Annotated in this window: 20 protein-coding genes; 13 read left to right on the forward strand and 7 right to left on the reverse strand. The window is 73.6% G+C overall.

Annotated features, from left to right (window positions below):
• Positions 1-337 precede the first annotated feature (337 nt).
• Positions 338-1,360: a WYL domain-containing protein gene (locus tag AB0M16_RS33020; RefSeq protein ID WP_365349606.1), complete on the forward strand. Its 1,023-nt coding sequence runs from the start codon at positions 338-340 to the stop codon at positions 1,358-1,360.
• A 41-nt stretch (positions 1,361-1,401) separates the two neighbouring features.
• Here the strand turns inward: AB0M16_RS33020 and AB0M16_RS33025 are convergent, their stop codons facing one another.
• On the reverse strand, positions 1,402-2,331 hold the full coding sequence (locus AB0M16_RS33025; RefSeq protein WP_365349608.1) for an SDR family oxidoreductase: 930 nt from the start codon (positions 2,329-2,331) through the stop codon (positions 1,402-1,404).
• A 99-nt stretch (positions 2,332-2,430) separates the two neighbouring features.
• Between AB0M16_RS33025 and AB0M16_RS33030 the strand changes: the two genes are divergently transcribed.
• Positions 2,431-2,952 (forward strand): DUF4240 domain-containing protein, encoded by a 522-nt coding sequence (locus AB0M16_RS33030; protein ID WP_365349722.1) that lies wholly within the window; start codon positions 2,431-2,433, stop codon positions 2,950-2,952.
• Positions 2,953-3,015: 63 nt separating this feature from the next.
• On the opposite strand, the gene AB0M16_RS33035 is transcribed toward AB0M16_RS33030, so the two are convergent.
• Positions 3,016-3,810, reverse strand: coding sequence for an SDR family oxidoreductase (locus AB0M16_RS33035; RefSeq protein WP_365349610.1), 795 nt, complete (start codon positions 3,808-3,810; stop codon positions 3,016-3,018).
• A 123-nt stretch (positions 3,811-3,933) separates the two neighbouring features.
• Between AB0M16_RS33035 and AB0M16_RS33040 the strand changes: the two genes are divergently transcribed.
• Entirely contained in the window at positions 3,934-4,641 is a 708-nt protein-coding gene (locus AB0M16_RS33040; RefSeq protein WP_365349725.1) for a TetR family transcriptional regulator, read from the forward strand.
• Here the strand turns inward: AB0M16_RS33040 and AB0M16_RS33045 are convergent.
• The gene (locus AB0M16_RS33045; RefSeq protein WP_365349612.1) at positions 4,627-5,127 is read right to left on the reverse strand and encodes a GNAT family N-acetyltransferase; all 501 of its coding nucleotides are present in this window, start codon (positions 5,125-5,127) and stop codon (positions 4,627-4,629) included. The genes AB0M16_RS33040 and AB0M16_RS33045 overlap by 15 nt on opposite strands.
• Before the next feature lie 46 nt (positions 5,128-5,173).
• On the opposite strand from AB0M16_RS33045, the gene AB0M16_RS33050 reads away from it, so the two are divergent.
• Both AB0M16_RS33050 and AB0M16_RS33055 read left to right on the forward strand, forming a co-directional pair.
• Positions 5,174-6,112: a TIGR01777 family oxidoreductase gene (locus tag AB0M16_RS33050; protein ID WP_365349614.1), complete on the forward strand. Its 939-nt coding sequence runs from the start codon at positions 5,174-5,176 to the stop codon at positions 6,110-6,112.
• Between the two features lie 248 nt (positions 6,113-6,360).
• Positions 6,361-7,662, forward strand: a complete 1,302-nt coding sequence (locus AB0M16_RS33055) for an NAD(P)/FAD-dependent oxidoreductase (RefSeq protein WP_365349616.1) — start codon at positions 6,361-6,363, stop codon at positions 7,660-7,662.
• 72 nt (positions 7,663-7,734) lie between these two features.
• On the opposite strand, the gene AB0M16_RS33060 is transcribed toward AB0M16_RS33055, so the two are convergent.
• The gene (locus tag AB0M16_RS33060; RefSeq protein WP_365349618.1) at positions 7,735-9,213 is read right to left on the reverse strand and encodes a regulator; all 1,479 of its coding nucleotides are present in this window, start codon (positions 9,211-9,213) and stop codon (positions 7,735-7,737) included.
• A gap of 566 nt (positions 9,214-9,779) precedes the next feature.
• Between AB0M16_RS33060 and lipB the strand changes: the two genes are divergently transcribed.
• From lipB to AB0M16_RS33080, 4 genes are all read left to right on the forward strand, one after another.
• Positions 9,780-10,637, forward strand: a complete 858-nt coding sequence (lipB, locus tag AB0M16_RS33065) for a lipoyl(octanoyl) transferase LipB (RefSeq protein WP_365349620.1) — start codon at positions 9,780-9,782, stop codon at positions 10,635-10,637.
• Between the two features lie 100 nt (positions 10,638-10,737).
• Positions 10,738-11,691, forward strand: a complete 954-nt coding sequence (gene lipA / locus AB0M16_RS33070) for a lipoyl synthase (RefSeq protein WP_365349622.1) — start codon at positions 10,738-10,740, stop codon at positions 11,689-11,691.
• A 174-nt stretch (positions 11,692-11,865) separates the two neighbouring features.
• On the forward strand, positions 11,866-12,075 hold the full coding sequence (locus tag AB0M16_RS33075) for a hypothetical protein (RefSeq protein ID WP_365349624.1): 210 nt from the start codon (positions 11,866-11,868) through the stop codon (positions 12,073-12,075).
• Positions 12,076-12,085: 10 nt separating this feature from the next.
• Complete coding sequence (locus tag AB0M16_RS33080) at positions 12,086-12,796, forward strand: DUF4191 domain-containing protein (protein WP_365349626.1); 711 nt, start codon at positions 12,086-12,088, stop codon at positions 12,794-12,796.
• Positions 12,797-12,945: 149 nt separating this feature from the next.
• Here the strand turns inward: AB0M16_RS33080 and AB0M16_RS33085 are convergent, their stop codons facing one another.
• On the reverse strand, positions 12,946-13,413 hold the full coding sequence (locus AB0M16_RS33085) for an RDD family protein (RefSeq protein WP_365349628.1): 468 nt from the start codon (positions 13,411-13,413) through the stop codon (positions 12,946-12,948).
• A gap of 221 nt (positions 13,414-13,634) precedes the next feature.
• On the opposite strand from AB0M16_RS33085, the gene glnA reads away from it, so the two are divergent.
• The 3 genes from glnA (at position 13,635) to AB0M16_RS33100 (ending at position 17,179) form a co-directional block, all read left to right on the forward strand.
• Positions 13,635-15,044 (forward strand): type I glutamate--ammonia ligase, encoded by a 1,410-nt coding sequence (gene glnA, locus AB0M16_RS33090; RefSeq protein WP_365349630.1) that lies wholly within the window; start codon positions 13,635-13,637, stop codon positions 15,042-15,044.
• Positions 15,045-15,260: 216 nt separating this feature from the next.
• Entirely contained in the window at positions 15,261-15,998 is a 738-nt protein-coding gene (locus AB0M16_RS33095) for a tRNA-dependent cyclodipeptide synthase (RefSeq protein WP_365349632.1), read from the forward strand.
• On the forward strand, positions 15,995-17,179 hold the full coding sequence (locus tag AB0M16_RS33100) for a cytochrome P450 (protein WP_365349634.1): 1,185 nt from the start codon (positions 15,995-15,997) through the stop codon (positions 17,177-17,179). Before AB0M16_RS33095 ends, AB0M16_RS33100 begins: the two co-directional genes overlap by 4 nt.
• A gap of 90 nt (positions 17,180-17,269) precedes the next feature.
• Here AB0M16_RS33100 and AB0M16_RS33105 read toward each other — a convergent pair whose 3' ends face one another.
• Entirely contained in the window at positions 17,270-17,545 is a 276-nt protein-coding gene (locus AB0M16_RS33105; protein ID WP_365349636.1) for a hypothetical protein, read from the reverse strand.
• 124 nt (positions 17,546-17,669) lie between these two features.
• On the opposite strand from AB0M16_RS33105, the gene AB0M16_RS33110 reads away from it, so the two are divergent.
• A complete protein-coding gene (locus AB0M16_RS33110; RefSeq protein ID WP_365349638.1) occupies positions 17,670-18,029 on the forward strand; it encodes an arsenate reductase family protein in 360 nt (119 codons plus the stop codon).
• A gap of 89 nt (positions 18,030-18,118) precedes the next feature.
• Here AB0M16_RS33110 and AB0M16_RS33115 read toward each other — a convergent pair whose 3' ends face one another.
• Positions 18,119-19,051, reverse strand: coding sequence for a Gfo/Idh/MocA family oxidoreductase (locus tag AB0M16_RS33115; RefSeq protein WP_365349640.1), 933 nt, complete (start codon positions 19,049-19,051; stop codon positions 18,119-18,121).
• Positions 19,052-19,311: the final 260 nt, after the last annotated feature.

Here is a 19,311-nt window from a genome sequence, read left to right on the forward strand (position 1 = left end):
CATTTAACACCATCCCCCCACCCCCCCCCCTCGCCGGCTGGGGCGCGCCCCCCGCGGCGGGGGGCCCCGGGCCCGCCCCCCGGGCCGGGCCCCGGCCCCTCGGCCGTCTCGCCCTTCGGGGCCGCTTCACCCCTCGGGGCCGCTTCACGCCTCAGCCGCCTCACCCCGGCCGCTTCACCTCTCGGCCGACTCGCCCCCGGCCGTCTCGCCCTTCGGCAGCTTCACCCCGTCCGTCTCGCCCCCGGCCGCTTCGCCCCCGGCCGCTCGACCCCTCGGCCTGTTCGTCGCCTGCGGGGTCCGCGGCCCCACGGGGCCGGACGGCTGGCACGCTGGGGCCATGCGTGCCGCCCGCCTCATCAAGATGGTGCTCCTTCTGCAGTCCCGGCCTTCGATGACCGCGGCCGAGCTGGCGGAGGAGCTGGAGGTGTCCGAACGGACCGTCACGCGGGACGCGTCGGCGCTGTCCGAGGCGGGCGTGCCGGTGTACGCGGACCGGGGCCGGACGGGCGGGTACCGGCTGGTCGGCGGGTACCGGACGCGGCTGACGGGGCTCGCGCGCGGGGAGGCGGAGGCGCTCTTCCTGTCGGGGCTGCCGGGGGCGCTGCGGGACATGGGGCTCGCGGACGCGGCCTCGGCGGCGCGCCTGAAGGTGTCGGCGGCGCTGCTGCCCTCGTTGCGGGACGCGCCGGAGGCGGCGGGGCGCCGCTTCCATCTGGACGCGCCCGCCTGGTACCAGGAGCCGGAGACTCCGGAGTCGCTCGCCCCGCTGGCGGAGGCGGTGTGGGACGACCGGCCGGTACGGGCCCGCTACCGGCGGGGCGACACCGAGGTGGCGCGGGAGCTGCAGCCGTACGGCCTCGTCCTGAAGGCGGGGGTCTGGTACGTGTGCGCCCGGGCCGGCTCCGTGTACCGGACCTACCGGGTGGACCGGTTCGCCGAGGTGACGGTGGGCGAGGTGCCCTTCGCGCGGGATCCGGAGTTCGACCTGGCGGAGTTCTGGACCGAGCGCTCGGCCGAGTTCGCGCGCTCGTTGCTGCGGGCCGAGGTGCAGCTGCGGCTCACCGCGGCGGGCGCGCGGAGGCTGCCGCACGTGACGGACCGGGCGGCGGCCGAGGAGGCGCTGGCGGCGGGGGCGGCCGAGGAGGACGGACGGGTCCGGGTGGCGCTCCGGGTGGAGGACGAGGAGGTGGCGTTCGGCCAGCTGCTCGGTCTGGGCCCGGAGGTCGAGGTGCTGGCCCCGGCAGCGCTCCGCGAGCGCTTCACGGAGGCCGCCCGGGGTCTGGCGGCGCTCTACCTCCAGGGCGGCGACGGCGACGACGGGCCACCGCCGGTCCCACCGCCGACGCCTCCGCGGCCCTGAGCCGCCGGGAGGGCGCCCGGCGCCGCACCCGGCCGTGGTCCCTAGCGGTAGGCCTCCACGGAGGCGTCCGGGTCGGTCTCCTGGGCGATCATGAAGCCCCACGCGTCCGGGCGTGAGCCGTCCGCGTCGGTGAAGCCGTACTCCGCCGCCAGCTGTCCGCTGGACAGCGACTGCCCGGTCCAGCGCGCCCGGTCGGGGTCGGCGGCGAGCGCGGCGACGGCCCGGCCCACGTACACGGGGGACTCGGCGATCGCGAAGCCGGGCAGGTCCTCGGTGGCGTCCCGCCAGTTCTCCTCGGTGACGCCGAAGGCGGCGAGCATCTGCTCGGACCTCAGCCAGCCGGGGGTGACGGAGACCGCGGTGCCGCCGTACTCCGCCAGCTCCTTCGCGAGGCCGAAGGCCATCCGGATCGGGGCGTTCTTGGCGAGGTCGTAGAAGAGGTTCTCGCGGTAACGGGTGGCGTTGTACGCGGCGGTGCCGTCGGTGACCTCGACGACGAGTCCGCCCTGGTGGCGGATCAGCAGCGGCAGCACGGCGTGCGAGGTGACGGCGTGCGTCTTCACGCCGAGTTCGAGCATCCGCAGGCCCCCGTCCAGGTCGATCTCCCAGGTCTTCCTGCCGAAGGACGGGCCGACGAGGTGCTCGCCGCCCCAGACGTCGTTGACGAGCACGTCGAGGCGCCCGTGGTCGTGGTCGATCCGCTCGACGAGCGCGCGGACCTGTTCGGGCTCCAGGTGGTCGGTGGGGACGGCGACGCCCTCGCCGCCGGCCGCCGTGACGAGCTCGGCGGTCTCCTCGATCGTCTCGGTGGCGCGGCCGACCTCGCTGACCCTGTCGCGCGTGGTGCGGCCGGTGACGTAGACGGTCGCTCCGGCGGCGCCGAGCTGGACGGCGATGCCCCGTCCGGCTCCTCGGGTGGCGCCTGCGACGAGGGCGATGCGGCCCGCGAGGGGCTTCGTTTCCGTGGTCATGCGAGCAGCCTGACAGGGAAATCCGACATCTTCTGTCCGGATTGTTTTCGGCCGTTTCCGGGTGCGTCGGCCTCCTCGACCCACGATGCTTGTCCCGTGATGGACGAGACGGAGTTCTGGGAGATGATCGACTCCACCCGGGAGCGGGCGGAGGGCGATCCGGAGGAGCACGCCGACCTGCTCGTGGAGCGGCTGACGCTGCTCGACCCGGACGCCGTCGTGGACTTCGCCCGCCATTTCGAGGCCCGCTACAACCGCGCGTACACCTGGGACGTGTGGGGCGCGGCGGCGCTGCTGCTCGACGGGGCGGGGGTCGAGGCCTTCGACTACTTCCGCTGCTGGCTGATCGGCCAGGGCCGGGAGGTCTTCGAGGGGGCGGTGCACGATCCCGACGCGCTGGCGGAGCTGTTGGCCGATTTCGACGAGGAGATCGACGGGGACGGCGAGGAGCTGGGCTTCGCCGCGGACGAGGCGTACGAGCGCCTGACCGGCGCGGAGACGCCGGACCTGGGCATTCCGCCGCCGGGCGCGGAGCCGGAGGGCGCCCCGTTCGACCTGGACGACGACGGGGCGCTCGCGGCCCGCTTCCCGAGGCTGTGGGCCCGGTTCGGTCCCGGGTGACGGGGGTACGGGGTCCCGGGACCGAACCGGGGGCCTGTCAGTCCCCGAGAGGTGGCCCGGGGTTCAGAAGTGGGTCCCGCCGTCGATGCGGACCTCGGTGCCGGTGATGAACTTCCCGTCCTCGGAGGCGAGCATCGCGACGACGCCGGCGACGGTCTCGGGGCCGGCGAAGCCCTGGCCGAGGGCGGGGGCGAGCTTGGCGAAGAGCGACCAGTCGGTGTCCTCGGGCAGGCCGGGGCCGACGGACTGCTTGCTGGCGCCGGAGCCGTCGGTCATGCCGGAGGAGATGGAGCCGGGCTGGACGGCGGTGAAGCGGATGCCCTGCTTGGCGTACTCGGCTGCGAGCGCGTGGGTCATGGACTGGATGCCGCCCTTGCTGGCCGCGTAGGCCGCCATGTAGGGGTGGGCGAACATCGCGGACGTGGAGGAGAAGTTGACGACGGCGGAGCCGTTGCCCTCCAGGAGCGCCGGTATCGCCTCGCGGATGACGAGGAAGGTGCCGGTGAGGTTGATCCGGACGACCTGCTCGAAGGCGTCGAGGCTCGTCTCGTGGGTGTGCGAGGAGCGCAGGATGCCGGCCGCGTTGACCAGGACGTCCAGGCCGCCGAGGGCGGCCACGGCGGCGGCGACGCCCGCGCGCACGGAGGTCTCGTCGGCGACGTCCACGACGATCGTGGTGAGGCGGTCGGCGGCGTCGCCGGCCTTGGCGACGGTGTCCTTGAGGCCGTCCTCGCTGATGTCGGCGGCGACCACGGTGCCGCCCTCCGCCAGCATGCGCAGCACGGTGGCCTGGCCGATGCCCGAGCCGCCGCCGGTGACGAGTGCGCGGCGTCCTTCGTAGCGGGTCAGCTGGTTCATGACGACAACCTCTCGATGTCGAGTTTTCCGGAGTGATGACACCGTACGCCCAGGTGGCACGTTTTGCCATAGCTGCATGAAATGCCCTCCTGGCATCCTGGAGCGTACGCTGGGTGGGTGAGCATGCAGCCCGGATCACCCCGCCCGCCCCGGCCCCTGACGCTGACCGAGCGCCGCAAGGCCGCCACCCAGCTCGACATCGCCCGCGCCGCCGCGGAGCTGTTCACCGAGCGCGGCCCCGACGACACCACCGCCGAGGACATCTCCCAGCGGGCCGGAGTCGCGCTGCGCACCTTCTACCGCTATTTCCGCTCCAAGCAGGACGCCGTCGCCCCGCTCCTCGCGGGCGGCGCCGACCGCTGGCGGGCCGAGCTCGCCGCCACCGAACCGGGCACCGCGCTGCCGGCCGCCCTGGAGCGGTCCATCGCCGGCTCCCTCGCGGCCGACGGGGCGGCGGAGGAGGAGGGCCTGCGCTGGACCCGTGGGCTGTTGCGCGCGGCGGAACGGGACCCGGCGCTGCGGGCCGTCTGGTACCGGGTCAACCAGGAGTCCGAGGACCGCCTCCGCGAGGTCCTCGCCGGCCTCGCGGGTCCCGGCGCCGACCCCCTGGAGCTCAGGCTGGCCGCCGCCGCGGCCACCGACGCGATCCGGATCGCGCTGGAGACCTGGGCGGAGACGGACGCACCCGTGCGGGGCGACGGCGCCCCGGCGGAGCTGGCGGTGCGCTGCCTGCGCGAACTGACGGGCGGGATGCGGCTCCTCGCGCCGGTCCCGGCCGGGCCGACGCCGCCCCCGGCGGTCGCGGAGCCGGCGGCCTCAGCCGAGCAGTGACCTGCCCATGAGGACGTCGTCCACGTACGCCCCGTCGAGCAGGAACTCCCCCGGCAGCACGCCCTCGACCGCGAAGCCCTCCGCGGCGTAGAGGGCGCGGGCGGGCGCGTTGTGGCCGAGGACCCGGAGGGTGATCCGGGTGGCGCCCTCGGCGCGGGCGCGGTCCAACGCGGCACGCAGCAGCGCGCGGGCCACGCCCCGGCCGCGGACGGACGCGGCGACGGCGAGGCCCTGGATCTGCCGGACGTGGAGGTGGCAGGCCATCGGGGTGGGCGGCACGAGCCGGAGGTAGCCGACGAGCTCCGCGCCCGCCGTCTCCGCGACCAGGTAGTGCTCGGGCAGGTGCCGCTCGTCGTAGAAGGGCTGCCCCGGCGCGGGGGCGGGCAGCACCGCGTGCAGGTGCGACCAGGTGGCGCGGTCGAGCGCGGCGAGGGCGCGTTCGTCGTCGCGCACGGCCCCGCGGATCCGTATCTCCGGCACGATCATGCGAGCCACTGTGCCACGACGGGCCCCGGGAGGGCAGGATGGCGGCATGCAGCCCTCCTCGCAGCACTCGTCGCACCCGGCCCCGGCGTCCCGCAGGCGGGTGGCCGTCACCGGCGCGTCCGGACTGATCGGTTCCGCCCTCGTGCGCTCCCTGCGCGCCGACGGGCACGACGTGCTGAGGCTGGTCCGGCGGCCGGCCGCCGCGGCCGACGAGGTGGAGTGGGACCCGGCCCGGCTGTACGTGGACGCCGCCGGGCTCGTCGGGGTCGACGCGGTCGTGCACCTGGCGGGCGCGGGCGTCGGCGAGCGGCGCTGGAGCGAGACCTTCAAGAAGGAGATCCGCGACAGCCGGGTGCTCGGCACGCGGGCGATCGCCGAGGCGCTGGCCTCGCTCGCGACCCCGCCCGAGGTGCTGGTCTGCGGGACGGCCCTGGGCTACTACGGCGACACGGGCAGCCGTGCCGTGGACGAGAGCGCACCGGCGGGCGAGGGCTTCCTGCCCTCGGTGTGCGTGGAGTGGGAGTCCGCGGCGGCGCCCGCCGAGGCGGCGGGCATCCGCGTGGCGTACGCCCGTACCGGACTGGTGGTGGCCCGTGAGGGCGGCGCCTGGGGACGGCTCTTCCCCCTGTTCCGGGCCGGGCTCGGCGGGCGGATGGGCGACGGCAGCCAGTACTGGAGCTTCATCTCGCTGCACGACGAGGTCGCCGCGCTGCGGCACCTGATGGACACCCCCGGCCTGACGGGCCCGGTGAACCTGACCGCGCCCGAGCCCGTCACCAACCGGGAGGTGACGGCGGCGATGGGGCGCGTGCTGCGTCGCCCTGCCGTCCTCCACGTGCCGGCACCCGCGCTGCGGGTGGCGCTCGGGGAGTTCGCCCAGGACGTGCTCGGCAGCCAACGCGTGCTTCCGGGGCGCCTGTTGGAGACCGGTTTCGACTTCGCGTTCCCGACGATCGACGACGCGGTGCGCGCCGCGACCCGCTGACGACCCGCCACCTCCCGCTTCGGGCCTGCCTTCCGGGCCGGGCCGGATCAGGGGCCGGACGCCGCGAGCGCGGCATGATCCGAAGGACGGGCCCCCGGGCGCGTGCGCTCCCCCGTGCTGCGTGCACCCCCGTCGCGCGCGGCGCCCGGCGGTGGGAGCGCTGCCTACTCTCTTGCGAACTCGGGCATTCCGGGGGCGCGTCGGGGGCATAGGCCTCAAACCAGCCGCGCCGACCTGGGGAGGGGCACGTGCGCAAGGAAACGGACGTCGTCGTCGTGGGAGCGGGGCTCGCGGGACTCGCGACGGCTCATCAGCTGACCGGGGCCGGGCTCTCGGTGACGGTCCTCGAGGCCGCGCCGCGGGTCGGCGGCCGGATGGCGACCGACACCGTCGACGGCTTCCGGCTCGACCATGTCGGGCCGCTGTTCACCGTGCCGGAGGTCGAGGGCGTCCCGCTGCGCCCGTTCGCTCCGGGCGTGCTCGTGCACAGCGACGGGCGGTACGGACGGTGGGGCGCGCCGCACGCGCCGTGGAGCACACGGGGCGCAGGGGGTGCACGGGGCGTCGCGGGAGCCCGGGGAGTGGCGCGTGCCCTCGCGGGCGCCCCGCGGAATCCGGCCGTCTCGCTCGACCAGGCACGGCTCGGCGCCTCTCTGGTGCGGCTGGCCACGACGCCGCCGCAGCGGCTGCTCACCCGCACGGAGCGGACCGCCCGCGAGGCCCTGGCGGCCCGGCTGCCGGCCCGTACGGTGCAGGGCGTGCTGCGGCCGCTGCTGGCCGCGCTGCTGGGGGACCCGGACCTGACGACCTCCAGCCGGCGCGCCGACCTCGCGCTGCGGTCCTTCGCGCGGGGCAGGCTGGGCGTGCCGGAGGGCGGTTCGGGCACGCTGCCGGAGCGGCTCGCGGCGGCGCTGCCACCGGGGACGGTCCACACCGGGGTACGGGTCACGGAGGCGTCGATCTCGCGGGTGACGACGGCCGAGCACGGGGTGTTCTCCTGCCGCTCGGTGGTCGTGGCGACGGGTGGGCGGACGGCGGCGGAGCTGCTTCCGGGCCTGCGCGTGCCGGCGTACCAGGCGGCGACCGTGCTCCACCACACGGCGCCGGCCGCCCCCGGCACCGACCCGGTGCTGCTCCTGGAGTCCGATCCGGGCGGGCCGGTGGCGTACACGGCGGTCATGAGCGCGGTGGACCCGACCCGGGCCCCGGCCGGCCGGACCCTGATCACCTCGACGGTCCTCGGCACCCCGCCGGACGACACCGAGCGCCGGGTCCGCAAGCACCTGGCGACGCTCTACGGGGTGTCGACGGACGAGTGGGAACTGCTGGCCTCGCACCACACGCCGTACGCCTTCCCGGCGATGCGGCCGCCGTTCGACCCCGAGCGCCCGGTCCGCGTCCTGGCCGGCCTCTACGTGTGCGGCGACCACCGGGCCACCGGCACCCCCGTCGGCGCCCTGTCCTCGGCCCGCCGTGTCACCGCGGCCCTCCTCGCCGACCTGGGGCTGCCGCTGAGCGGGCCGGAGAGCGGCGCGGTGAAGGCGGCGTAGCCCCGGCCGGCAGGTCCCGTCGTCGAGGCCGGTCGTCGCCCGCAGGGCGGGCGGGGTCCGACGCCGGGACCCCTAGCCGAGGGCGGCCACGCGGTCGCGGTAGGTGCGGGCGGCGGGGGCGTCGCGGTAGGGCTCCAGGCGCCGCTCGAAGTCGCGCACGTACTCGACCGCGCGGGCGGAGCGCATCTCGGAGGCCTGCTGGGCGGCCTCGGCGCCGAGCGCGCAGGCCTGGTCGAGCTCGCCGAGCGCGAGCCGGGCGGAGGCGAGGACGACCCGGCAGAAGAGCCGGCTGCGGGCGTAGCCGGGGGCGCGGAGCTGGAGGGCGCGCTCGGCGTGCTGGGCGGCGGCCCGGTACTGCTGGAGGTCGCGGTGGCAGTGCCCGAACTCGTCGGCGAGCTGGGCCTCGTCGAAGGACCGGGCCCAGTACGGCACCTCGTCGCCGGGCCGGGCCGCCTCCAGGGCGCGCTCGGCCCGGGCCAGCGCGGCGCCGCAGGCCCGGGACTCCCCGAGCACGCCGTGTCCGCGCGCCTCGACCGCGTGCAGGAGGGCCTGGACGACGGGCGGGGCGGCGGTGCCGACGCCCTGCTGGGCGACCCGGGCCAGCTGCACGGCCTCGCGGCCGTGGCCCAGGTAGACGGCCTGGTGGCTCATGGTGACGAGGACGTAGGAGCCGTAGGCCCGGTCCCCGGCCGCCTGGGCGAGCCGCAGCGCCTGCACGAAGTAGCGCTGGGCGAGGCCGTGCGCGGCGATGTCGTACGAGGTCCACCCGGCGAGCCGGGTGAGGTCGGCGGCGGCGGCGAACAGGCGGCGGCCGACGCTCTCGCCGTACGTGCCGCGGAGCATCGGCTCCGCCTCGTGCTCCAGGTAGCGGACCAGGGCCTGGCGGGCGTGGCCGCCGCCGTAGGCGTGGTCGAGGGTGCGGAAGAGCTCGCCGACCGAGCGCAGCGCGGCGATGTCGCCGCTGGAGACCCGCTGGCCGGGGCCCCGGTCGGTGCCGCGCTGCCGGGGGACGGAGAACCGGCCCTGGAGCGGGACCCGCGGGTCGGGGGCGGGGGTCTTCGGGGCGGGGCCGACGGGCGCGCCGCCCGCGGGCTCGCCGCGCGCCACCCGCTCGTCGGCCCGGCCGATCAGCCAGTCCCGGCTGGGGACGACGAGTCCCGCCGGGGTGAAGGCGATCTTCCGCAGCTCTGCGTGGCTGCCGGAGTCCTTGCGCCACAGCCCGCTGACGATGTCGACGGCCTCCTCCGGCGTCGCCGCGAACTCCAGGCCCGCGTAGACCGGGGCGCAGGCGTCGAGCCCGAGGTCCTGCGCGGAGAGACGACGGCCGAGCCGCCGGGTGAAGACCTCGGCGATCAGCGCGGGCGTGGTGCCGCGCGGCTGCTGCCCGCGCAGCCATCGGGTCACCGAGGTCTTGTCGTAGCGCAGGTCGAGTCCGTGTTCCAGACCGAGCTGGTCCACCCGTCTGGCGAGACCCGCGTTGGAGAAACCTGCTTCGGCGATGAGCGCGGCGAGCTGGCGGTTCGGGATGCGCTGCGGGGGTCGTTCCGTCATCAGCTGTGCGGTCTCCTGCCTTCCGGGCCCGGGTGGCAGCCCGTAACGGACCCTCATGGCCCTCATGGAACGGCGTGAATTTAGCGGCAGCGACCGCCCTAACCGCCACCTTCGCCCCACATTCATCCGATCGTGTGAGGAACGGGAGGGAGGGTTGCCGCTGGTCGGTGACCAGCGGCGACCCGGGGGGGGGACGGCGGCGAGGGCGGTCCGGCCCCAGGGGGCCGGACCGGAGTCGGTCGAGGGGGTGGGCCGGAGCCGGCGCACCCCGCCGCCGGTGGGCGCGTCGTCCGACGCCGAGGAAAAGGTGTCGGGGTGACCGTAGGGACGGCGCGGCACGGTGAACCGATTCTCCCGACAGCGACACGCCGTCACGTTCCGTGCCCGGCCGGAGGGCGTCGACGACCGTCCGTCACGGGACCCGGACCCTCGAACACCTGGCGGAGGGCCGTCCGGCGTGTCGCCGTACAGTGGCATGGGCGTGAATGACGCATGGTGCCGCGCCGGCTCCCGCCCCGGGACGATCCCCGGAACCCGGCTCGCGGCACCCAGGAGGAGGCAAGGCCGTGAGTGAGCTGCGATTCGTCCGTCTGGGCTTCGGCGAGGACGCCGTCGAGTACCAGGCGGCGTGGGACAAGCAGCGCGAGGTGCACGCCGCCCGGTTCGCCGACGAGGTCGAGGACACCTGTCTGCTGCTGGAGCACCCGCCGGTGTACACCGCGGGCCGCCGCACCGCGGACAGCGAGCGCCCGCTGGACGGGACTCCCGTCATCGACGTGGACCGCGGCGGCAAGATCACCTGGCACGGGCCCGGCCAGCTGGTCGGCTACCCGATCATGAAGCTGCCCCGCCCGGTCGACGTGGTCGCCCACGTCCGCCGCCTGGAGGAGGCGCTGATCCGCACCGCCGCCGAGTTCGGCCTGGAGACCAGCCGGGTCGAGGGCCGCAGCGGCGTGTGGGTGCTCGGCGACCCGGTCGAGCAGCGCCCGGCGCTCGGCGGCCTGTCGCTGGACTTCGACCCGCGGCTGGCCGACGACGAGTTCGACCCCCGGCTGAACGGCCCCGAGTACGCCCCGTCCAACGCCGGCCAGCGCCGCGAGGACCGCAAGCTGGCGGCCATCGGCATCCGGGTCGCCAAGGGCGTCACCATGCACGGCTTCTCGCTCAACGTGAACCCGGACAACACCTGGTTCGACCGGATCATCCCGTGCGGCATCCGCGACGCGGGCGTGGCCTCCCTGGCCAACGAGCTCGGCCGGGACGTCACGATCGACGAGGTGCTCCCGATCGTGGAGAAGCACCTGAAGGACGTGCTGGAGAACGCGGACCTGAAGCCGCGGGTCGTCGAGCGCGAGGGCGCGGGCGAAACGGCCCGTGACGACGCGGGCGAAGGCGCGCGCGAGACGGAGCGGGCCTCGGCCTAGGAATGCCGACCCCTGGCCACGGGTTGGCCAAGGGTGAAGGCATAGGAAGCAACGGGCGTACCCTGGTGTGCGCCGAAGAATCGAAGCTACAGGAGCCGATGTGTCCGCAGTCGCACCCGACGGACGCAAGATGCTGCGCCTGGAGGTCCGGAACAGCCAGACCCCCATCGAGCGCAAGCCCGAGTGGATCAAGACCCGGGCGAAGATGGGGCCCGAGTACAACAAGCTGCAGGGTCTCGTGAAGAGCGAGGGCCTGCACACGGTGTGCCAGGAGGCGGGCTGTCCCAACATCTTCGAGTGCTGGGAGGACCGCGAGGCGACCTTCCTCATCGGCGGCGACCAGTGCACCCGCCGCTGCGACTTCTGCCAGATCGACACCGGCAAGCCGCAGGCCCTCGACCGTGACGAGCCGCGCCGCGTGGGCGAGTCGGTCGTCACCATGGACCTGAACTACGCCACCATCACCGGCGTCGCCCGCGACGACCTGGAGGACGGCGGCGCCTGGCTGTACGCGGAGACCGTGCGCCAGATCCACCAGCAGACCGCGGAGCGTGCCACCGGCCGCACCAAGGTCGAGCTGCTCGCCCCCGACTTCAACGCGGTCCCGGAGCTCCTGGAGGAGGTCTTCGCCTCCCGCCCCGAGGTCTTCGCGCACAACGTCGAGACGGTGCCGCGGATCTTCAAGCGGATCCGCCCCGGCTTCCGCTACGAGCGCTCGCTCGACGTGATCACCAAGGCCCGTGACTACGGTCTGGTCACGAAGTCGAACCTCATCCTCGGCATGGGCGAGACCCGCGAGGAGATCAGCGAGGCCCTGCAGCACCTGCACGACGCGGGCTGCGAGCTGATCACCATCACCCAGTACCTGCGCCCCTCGGTCCGGCACCACCCCGTGGAGCGCTGGGTGAAGCCGCAGGAGTTCGTGGAGCTGAAGGAGGAGGCCGACGAGATCGGCTTCTCCGGCGTGATGTCGGGCCCGCTGGTCCGCTCGTCGTACCGGGCCGGCCGCCTGTACCAGCAGGCGATGGAGCAGCGCAGCCGAGCCGGGGCGTAGGTCCCGGTCCCCCAGCTTCTCGTGCCCCGATCGATGCGGCCGTCCGTCCGGATGGCCGCATCCGTCTTGTCGGTGTCTTCATCAGTGTTTGACCATCGGGTCACGCCCTGGTAACACCAATCTGTGAGCCTGTTCTCACTCACCGCCACCGAACGTTCACGGAGGCCCACGCCCATGCAGGCCGCGCACATCCGAGCCACCGCGTTCCCGTCCGTCACCGACGCCCTGCGGGCCGTGGAGGCCCTGCTGCTCGCCCGTGGGCAGCGCACCGCACGGCGCAACGCCTGGACGTCCGTCCTGGAGGACCGCCGCCGCGCGAAGGACCGCGTGGAAGCCCAAAACGTGATGGAGGCCGTGGCCGGTCGGGCCTCCCGGGCCACGTAAACTTCAGGACATGGCGAGGAAGGCAAACACGGGCGGCGCTGACGCCGCGAACCCCGGGCGACTGAAGCAGATCGCCCTCACGTACAAGATGACCCGGAAGGCCGACCCGAAGGTCGGTCTCGTCGTCGCGGGCGTGGGCATCGTCGTACTCGGTGTCCTCCTCGCGATCGGCTTCCTGATCGGTCACCCGGTCTACCTGGGCATTCTCGGCTTCGTCCTCGCGTTCCTGGCGATGGCGATCGTCTTCGGACGGCGCGCGGAGAAGGCCGCATTCGGGCAGATGGAGGGCCAGCCCGGCGCCGCCGCGGCGGTGCTGCAGAACATCGGGCGCGGCTGGACCGTGACCCCGGCGGTCGCGATGAACCGCAACCAGGACGTCGTGCACCGGGCGGTCGGCCGCCAGGGCATCGTGCTGGTCGGCGAGGGCAACCCGAACCGGCTGAAGCCGCTGCTCGCGGCCGAGAAGAAGAAGATGGCCCGCGTCGCGGTGGACGTGCCGGTGACCGACATCGTCGTCGGCAACGACGAGGACGCCGGCCAGGTGCCGCTGAAGAAGGTCCGCACCAAGATGCTCAAGCTGCCCCGGCTGCTGTCCGGTCCGCAGGTGACGGCCACCAACGACCGCCTGCGGGCGATGGGCGACCTGATGAGCAACATGCCGCTGCCGAAGGGCCCGATGCCGAAGGGCATGCGGATGCCGCGCGGCGGAAAGATGCGCTGAGCCCGAGGGACGAGGAAGGGGCGCCCCGGACCTGTTCGGTCCGGGGCGCCCCTTCCTCGTCTCCGCCGCGGTTCTTCGGCCCTGCCGCTGTTCTCGCCCCTGCCGCGGTTCTCGTCCCTGCCGCGGCTCTTCGTCTCCGCCGCGGTCCGCTAGATCCGGACCTGGACGGCGCCGGAGAACCGGTCGTGCAGACCGCGGCCGTCGCGGTCCCAGATGAGGGCCGGGATGGCGAGGCAGACCAGCAGGCTGCGCAGGACGACCCGGGGGAGGCCGAGGCGGCCGCCGCGCACGGAGACGACCCGGAGCCCGAAGAGCCGCTTCCCGGGGGTGGAGCCGATGGTGCCGACCGTGAGCACGCTCACCACGAGCAGGAGGAGCAGGGCCCAGTTGCCGGTGGCCTGGTTGTAGCCGTGGGTGAGGAGGCCGTATGCGATCAGCATGCAGAGGGCCCAGTCGACGGCGAGGGCTCCGAGGCGGCGGCCCGGGCGGGCGATCGAGCCCGGCCCCTCCTCCGGCAGCCCGAGCTGCTGCCCCCGGTAACCGAAGTCCACGCCTGCTTCTTCGGCCGCGGCGCGCGGGCCGGAGAGCCATGATCCGAGTGCTTGCCTGTTGTCCACCCGACCACGGTACTGCGCCCGTTTTTGATCACTTCGGCCTGGGTGGCCGAGACCTTGCGGGCCTGCGCGGCGCACCCGCCTCGGTTAACTTCGACGAAACAAATGGGTCATGCTTGAGAAATCCGGTCTGCCTATGGTCGGGTCCTGCGTGTGCCACCGCACTGGCCGCACGACCGAGCTGCAAGCCCGCCCCTCCCCGGGCCGGGAGTAGGAGGAGTTGGATGTTCCAGAACGCCGACGAGGCCAAGAAGTTCATCAAGGACAATGACGTCAAGATGGTCGACGTCCGGTTCTGCGACCTTCCGGGCGTGATGCAGCACTTCACGATCCCGGCGACGGCGTTCGACCCGTCCGAGGAGCTGGCCTTCGACGGCTCGTCGATCCGCGGCTTCCAGGCCATCCACGAGTCGGACATGGCCCTGCGCGCCGACCTGTCGACGGCCCGCCTGGACCCGTTCCGCCGCGACAAGACGCTGAACATCAACTTCTTCATCCACGACCCGATCACGGGCGAGCAGTACAGCCGTGACCCGCGCAACATCGCGAAGAAGGCGGAGGCCTACCTGGCCTCCACCGGCATCGCCGACACCGCGTACTTCGGCCCCGAGGCCGAGTTCTACGTGTTCGACTCGGTCCGCTTCGAGACCTCGGCGAACCAGGGCTTCTACCACATCGACTCCGAGGCCGGCGCCTGGAACACCGGCAAGGAGGAGGACAACCGGGGCTACAAGGTCCGCTACAAGGGCGGCTACTTCCCGGCCCCGCCGGTCGACCACTTCGCCGACCTGCGCGCGGAGATGTCCCTGGAGCTGGAGAAGGTCGGCCTGCAGGTCGAGCGCCAGCACCACGAGGTCGGCACCGCCGGCCAGGCCGAGATCAACTACAAGTTCAACACGCTGCTCGCCGCGGCCGACGACCTGATGCTGTTCAAGTACATCATCAAGAACGTCGCCTGGCGCAACGGCAAGACCGCGACCTTCATGCCGAAGCCGATCTTCGGTGACAACGGCTCGGGCATGCACGTCCACCAGTCGCTGTGGTCGAACGGCGACCCGCTGTTCTACGACGAGGCCGGCTACGCGGGCCTGTCGGACACCGCCCGCTACTACATCGGCGGCATCCTGAAGCACGCCCCGTCGCTGCTCGCCTTCACCAACCCGACGGTGAACTCCTACCACCGCCTGGTGCCGGGCTTCGAGGCCCCGATCAACCTGGTCTACTCGCAGCGCAACCGCTCCGCCGCCATGCGCATCCCGATCACGGGCTCGAACCCGAAGGCCAAGCGCGTCGAGTTCCGCGCGCCGGACCCGTCCTCGAACCCGTACCTCGCCTTCTCCGCCCTCCTCCTCGCGGGCCTCGACGGCGTCAAGAACAAGATCGAGCCGGCCGAGCCGATCGACAAGGACCTCTACGAGCTCGCCCCCGAGGAGCACGCGGGCGTCGCGCAGGTCCCGACCAACCTCGAGGCCGTCCTCACCGCCCTGGAGGAGGACAACGAGTACCTGCAGGCCGGCGGCGTCTTCACGCCCGACCTCATCGAGACCTGGATCGACTACAAGCGCACCCACGAGATCGCGCCGATCCAGCTGCGCCCGCACCCGCACGAGTTCGAGCTCTACTTCGACCTCTAAGCCGCAGGCTGCCTGACGAGGGCCGTCGTCCCCTTCCCGGGGACGGCGGCCCTCCGGCGTTTCTTACAGAAAAGCGAACGGGCGAAAAACTTTCGTACATACCTACGAGTAAGGGGTTCACGCTCCGCGACTGATCGATAGCGTGTCGTCGTCGCTGCCGCCACACCCGGAGCACAGGGCTCCGCTGGGACTAGTGGCGCGATGAGGGTTTCTTACGTGACTCAGGCGGCTTACGCCCCTGTTGAGACGCTCCGGCTCCAGCCGTACACCGACCACTGCCGCGTCATCGCCGACGAGGGCGCGCACGTGGTCATCGGCGTCTCACCGGGAAACAGCTATTTCACCGCTCAGCGCATGCGTGAACTGGCGCGCTGGGGGCTCGACCACTACGAACGGGTCGACTTCGTCTACACCGATCTGCATGTCGCCGACATGTACGAGGCCCTCGGCTACGGGGCCGACGAGGCACGGCGCAAGGCCGTGAAGAACCTGCGCGGGGTGCGGGCGAAGGTCCAGGGCGCCGTGGCGGAGGCCGAGGCCGGCGGGCGGCTGCGCGGCCGGGGGATGTCCGAGTTCCGCGGGGTGCCGGCGTACGACGCCCTGCACCGCGAGGTCGTGGCGGCCGTGGCCGAGGATCCGGTGGTGCGGGCGACCTGCGACGTGCTCGCCGGGATCTTCCTGGCCGGGAAGCTGACGCCCGGGCAGGAGATCACCGAACGGCAGAAGGAGGTGTGCCGGGAGTACATCTGCGCCGAGGTGCCGCTCTTCCTCGACACCCCGGCGATCCTCGGGGTGCCGTCCTCGCTGAACGTCTACCACCAGGCGCTGCCGCTCGCCGACCTGCTCTACGCCCGGGGATCCGGGCTGCGCGCCTCCCGCAACCAGGGGCACGGCATCCTCACGCCCGCCGAGTCCCCCGAGTCCCCCGAACCCGCCGAAGGAGATGCGCGATGACCCTCGCCGTCGAGACCCTGCCCGACTTCCCCTTCGACTGGAACGGCACCCGGCTGCCCGCCGAGGTCGACGCGCTGCGCGCCGAGCCCGTGCGGAAGGTGCGGACCATCGCCGGTGCCGAGGCCTGGCTGGTCTCCTCGTACGGGCTGTGCAAGCAGGTCCTGGAGGATCCGCGGTTCAGCCTGAAGGACACCTCGGCGCCGGGGGCGCCGCGGCAGTACGCGCTGACGATTCCCCCGCACGTCGTGAACAACATGGGCAACATCACCGGCGCGGGGCTGCGCAAGGCCGTGATGAAGGCGATCAACCCGAAGGCCCCGGGTCTGGAGGAGTGGCTGCGCGCCAAGGCCGGGGCCCTGGTGGACGCCCTGCTCGCCGAGGGGGCGCCCGGGGAGCTGCGGAGCGGCTTCGCCGACCCGTACTCGGCCGGGCTGCACTGCCGGCTCCTGGGGATCCCGGAGGAGGACGCCCCAGGGCTGCTGCGCAGCCTGGACGTGGCCTTCATGAACGCGCCGCGCGAGATCGAGGCCGCCCGTCTCCACTGGGACCGGGACATCGCCTACATGGCCGAGCGGTTGGACGACCCGGCGACCGGCGGGCTGATGGCCGAACTCGCGGCGCTGCGCGACGATCCCGAGTACGCGCACCTCACGGACGAGATGCTGGCGACGGTCGGCGTGACGCTCTTCGGAGCCGGCGTGATCTCCACCGCGGGCTTCCTGACGATGGCGCTGGTGTCGGTGCTGACCCGGCAGGACGTACGGGACGCGCTGGCCGGCGGCGGGGTCGTCGGCGCGATGGACGAACTGCTGCGGGTCAACCTGTCGATCGGCGACGGGCTGCCCCGGCTCGCCCTGGAGGACGTGCGGCTCGGTGACACGCTGGTGCGGGCGGGCGAGCTGGTGCTCGTGCTCGTGGAGGCGGCCAACCACGATCCCGAGCGGTTCCCCGAGCCGCTGGTCTTCCGGCCGGACCGCGAGAACGCCGCGGAGCACCTGTCCTTCGGCGGCGGACGGCACTTCTGCCCGGCGACGGCGCTCGGCAAGCGGCACGCCGAGATCGCCCTGGAGACGGTCCTCGACCGGCTGCCGGAGCTGCGGCTGGCGGTGCCGGTCGAGCAGCTCGTCTGGCGTACCAACTTCATGAAGCGACTGCCCGAGCGGCTCCCGGTCGCCTGGTAGTCGGCGCGGGAGCACGCGGAGTGTGGAGCGCTGCCCGGCCCGGGTGCGAATGCCGGTGCCGGGCAGCGCCGTCGGGATGGGTCCGGCGGCTCAGCGGCCGTAGCGGATGAGCGCGCGGACCATGTGGCAGGTGGTGTCGGAGGGCGGGTGGATGCCGAGCTGGACGGCGGTCGTGCGTATCTTGGCGTTGGTGGCGCGGGACGGCAGGTACACGCCCGCGTCGAGCAGTGCGATCGCGAGGCGCATGGCCTTCAGCCGGCGGTTGTGCGTGACGTACCACTCGCGGGGGCGGCCCGCGGGGAGCGGCTTCTTCTGGAGCGGCTTCCAGGGTTCGAGGGACGGTGTCCGGATCATGGCGACGGCCACGGGCGACCTCCTGGCGAACGGTGGGCGAGGGCCCTCCCCGGGACCCTCACCTTCACCCTCGATTTTAGTGCCCCCCACTGACAATCGCCCCTGGCCAGACAGCCTTTGCCGTAGGTTGGAGGGCATGGAGATCTGGATCAACCCCGCCTGTTCCAAGTGCCGGAGCGCACTGACCCTGCTGGACGCCGAGGGCGCGGACTACACCGTGCGCCGCTACCTGGAGGACGTGCCCTCGCCGGACGAGATCCGGGCGGTCCTGAAGCGGCTCGGCCTGGAGCCGTGGGACATCACGCGGACGCAGGAGGCGGTCGCGAAGGAGCTCGGGCTCAAGGAATGGCCGCGGGACGAGGCGAACAGGGACCGCTGGGTCGAGGCCCTCGCGGAGCACCCGAAGCTGATCCAGCGCCCGATCATCACCGCCGAGGACGGCACGGCCGTGGTCGCCCGGTCCGAGGAGGCGGTGCGGGACGCCCTGTCCCGCTGACCCGGCCCCGGTGACCCGGCCCCGCTGACCCGGCCCCGGTGGACCGGCACACCGTCCGGGCGGCCGCGCTGGGCGCGGCGCCCCCGCTCTCAGAGCGCCACCTCCACCGCCGCCTCCACCGCCGCTGCCACCTGGGCCTCCGCCTCCGCCAGGATCTCGGTGAGCCGGGCGCCGAAGCGGACGTCGCAGGCGTGCGGCTCACCGGTGCGTATCGCGCCCAGCAGGGCGTCCACCGTGCCCTCGAAGGCTCCGAGGGCGCCGTCCCAGGCCGGCATCGTCGCCCTGCCGCGCTCGCCGTACAGCGAGAGCGCGGCCTCGGAGGCCCCGGGCGGGGCGCTCAGGGTGAGGGTGGCCGTGCTGCTCGCCCCCGAGGCGTGGCGGAGCACCAGATGGCGGGTGTCCGCCGGGCCGGCGGCGCAGGTCACGGAGGTGACGTCGCCGAGGACCGGCAGGTAGACGGAGAGGACGTGCGGGCCGACGTCCCACAGGCCGCCCTTCTCGCGCCGCCAGGGCGAGGCCGCGTACGCGCTGTCCGAGCCCGGCGCGAACAGCGAGCCCAGCCAGTGGGCCTCGCCCAGGAACCAGCCGCCCGCCGCCGCCTGCTCGTCGATCCAGCGGGCGGTGGTCTCCGCGAAGCGCAGGGTGCAGAAGACGACCGACGCGACCCCGGCCGCCGTCACCGCGTCGGACAGCTCTCGGGCCGTCGCCACGGTCGTCGCCACCGGCTTGTCGAGGATCACATGACAGCCGGCGGCCGCGGCCCGCATCGCGAGCGGCGCCTGGACGTCCGGCGGCAGCGCGAGGGCCACGGCGTCGCTCGCCGCGAAGAGCGCGTCCACGTCCTCGTACGCCCGGGTCCCGCACGCGGCCGCCAGCGCGTCGGCCGCCTCGGGGCGTCTCCCCCACACTCCGCTGAACTCGACGCCCGCGTGGGCCGCGAGGGCCGGCCCGTGGGTGCGCTCGGCCCAGGGGCCGGTGCCGAGAAGACCGATACGGGGCTTGGCGCCGGGAAGCTTCGTCATGCCCCCAGTCTGCCGGTCCGGCCCGGCGCCCGGCTCCGGGATCCCCCGGAAACGACCCGGGCCCGTCCCCGAGCGCACGCCCGGGGAGCGCTCCGGACGGGTGCGCCCCCGCAGGCACGCCCCGCGGTCCGGACCGCCCGAAATTCGGTGGAGGCCCTCCCCGCTCGCGGTGTTAGCGTTTCCGCGCCGGCCGCGGGACTCCGGTGCGACTTCCGGGACCTGCCTCTGAAGCAACGTATTCGCTGTTCGCGCCCCCATTC

Source organism: Streptomyces sp. NPDC051921, from assembly GCF_040680975.1.
GTDB lineage: Bacteria > Actinomycetota > Actinomycetes > Streptomycetales > Streptomycetaceae > Streptomyces.

Coding starts and splice junctions, on each gene's coding strand:
- AB0M16_RS33075 (WP_365349624.1), top strand. CDS start 11,866: ATGCAGGCCGCGCACATCCGAGCCACCGCGTTCCCGTCCGTCACCGAC.
- AB0M16_RS33100 (WP_365349634.1), top strand. CDS start 15,995: ATGACCCTCGCCGTCGAGACCCTGCCCGACTTCCCCTTCGACTGGAAC.
- AB0M16_RS33060 (WP_365349618.1), bottom strand. CDS start 9,213: ATGACGGAACGACCCCCGCAGCGCATCCCGAACCGCCAGCTCGCCGCG.
- AB0M16_RS33025 (WP_365349608.1), bottom strand. CDS start 2,331: ATGACCACGGAAACGAAGCCCCTCGCGGGCCGCATCGCCCTCGTCGCA.
- glnA (WP_365349630.1), top strand. CDS start 13,635: ATGTTCCAGAACGCCGACGAGGCCAAGAAGTTCATCAAGGACAATGAC.
- AB0M16_RS33115 (WP_365349640.1), bottom strand. CDS start 19,051: ATGACGAAGCTTCCCGGCGCCAAGCCCCGTATCGGTCTTCTCGGCACC.
- AB0M16_RS33020 (WP_365349606.1), top strand. CDS start 338: ATGCGTGCCGCCCGCCTCATCAAGATGGTGCTCCTTCTGCAGTCCCGG.
- AB0M16_RS33050 (WP_365349614.1), top strand. CDS start 5,174: ATGCAGCCCTCCTCGCAGCACTCGTCGCACCCGGCCCCGGCGTCCCGC.
- AB0M16_RS33080 (WP_365349626.1), top strand. CDS start 12,086: ATGGCGAGGAAGGCAAACACGGGCGGCGCTGACGCCGCGAACCCCGGG.
- AB0M16_RS33030 (WP_365349722.1), top strand. CDS start 2,431: ATGGACGAGACGGAGTTCTGGGAGATGATCGACTCCACCCGGGAGCGG.
- AB0M16_RS33110 (WP_365349638.1), top strand. CDS start 17,670: ATGGAGATCTGGATCAACCCCGCCTGTTCCAAGTGCCGGAGCGCACTG.
- AB0M16_RS33040 (WP_365349725.1), top strand. CDS start 3,934: ATGCAGCCCGGATCACCCCGCCCGCCCCGGCCCCTGACGCTGACCGAG.
- AB0M16_RS33045 (WP_365349612.1), bottom strand. CDS start 5,127: ATGATCGTGCCGGAGATACGGATCCGCGGGGCCGTGCGCGACGACGAA.
- AB0M16_RS33035 (WP_365349610.1), bottom strand. CDS start 3,810: ATGAACCAGCTGACCCGCTACGAAGGACGCCGCGCACTCGTCACCGGC.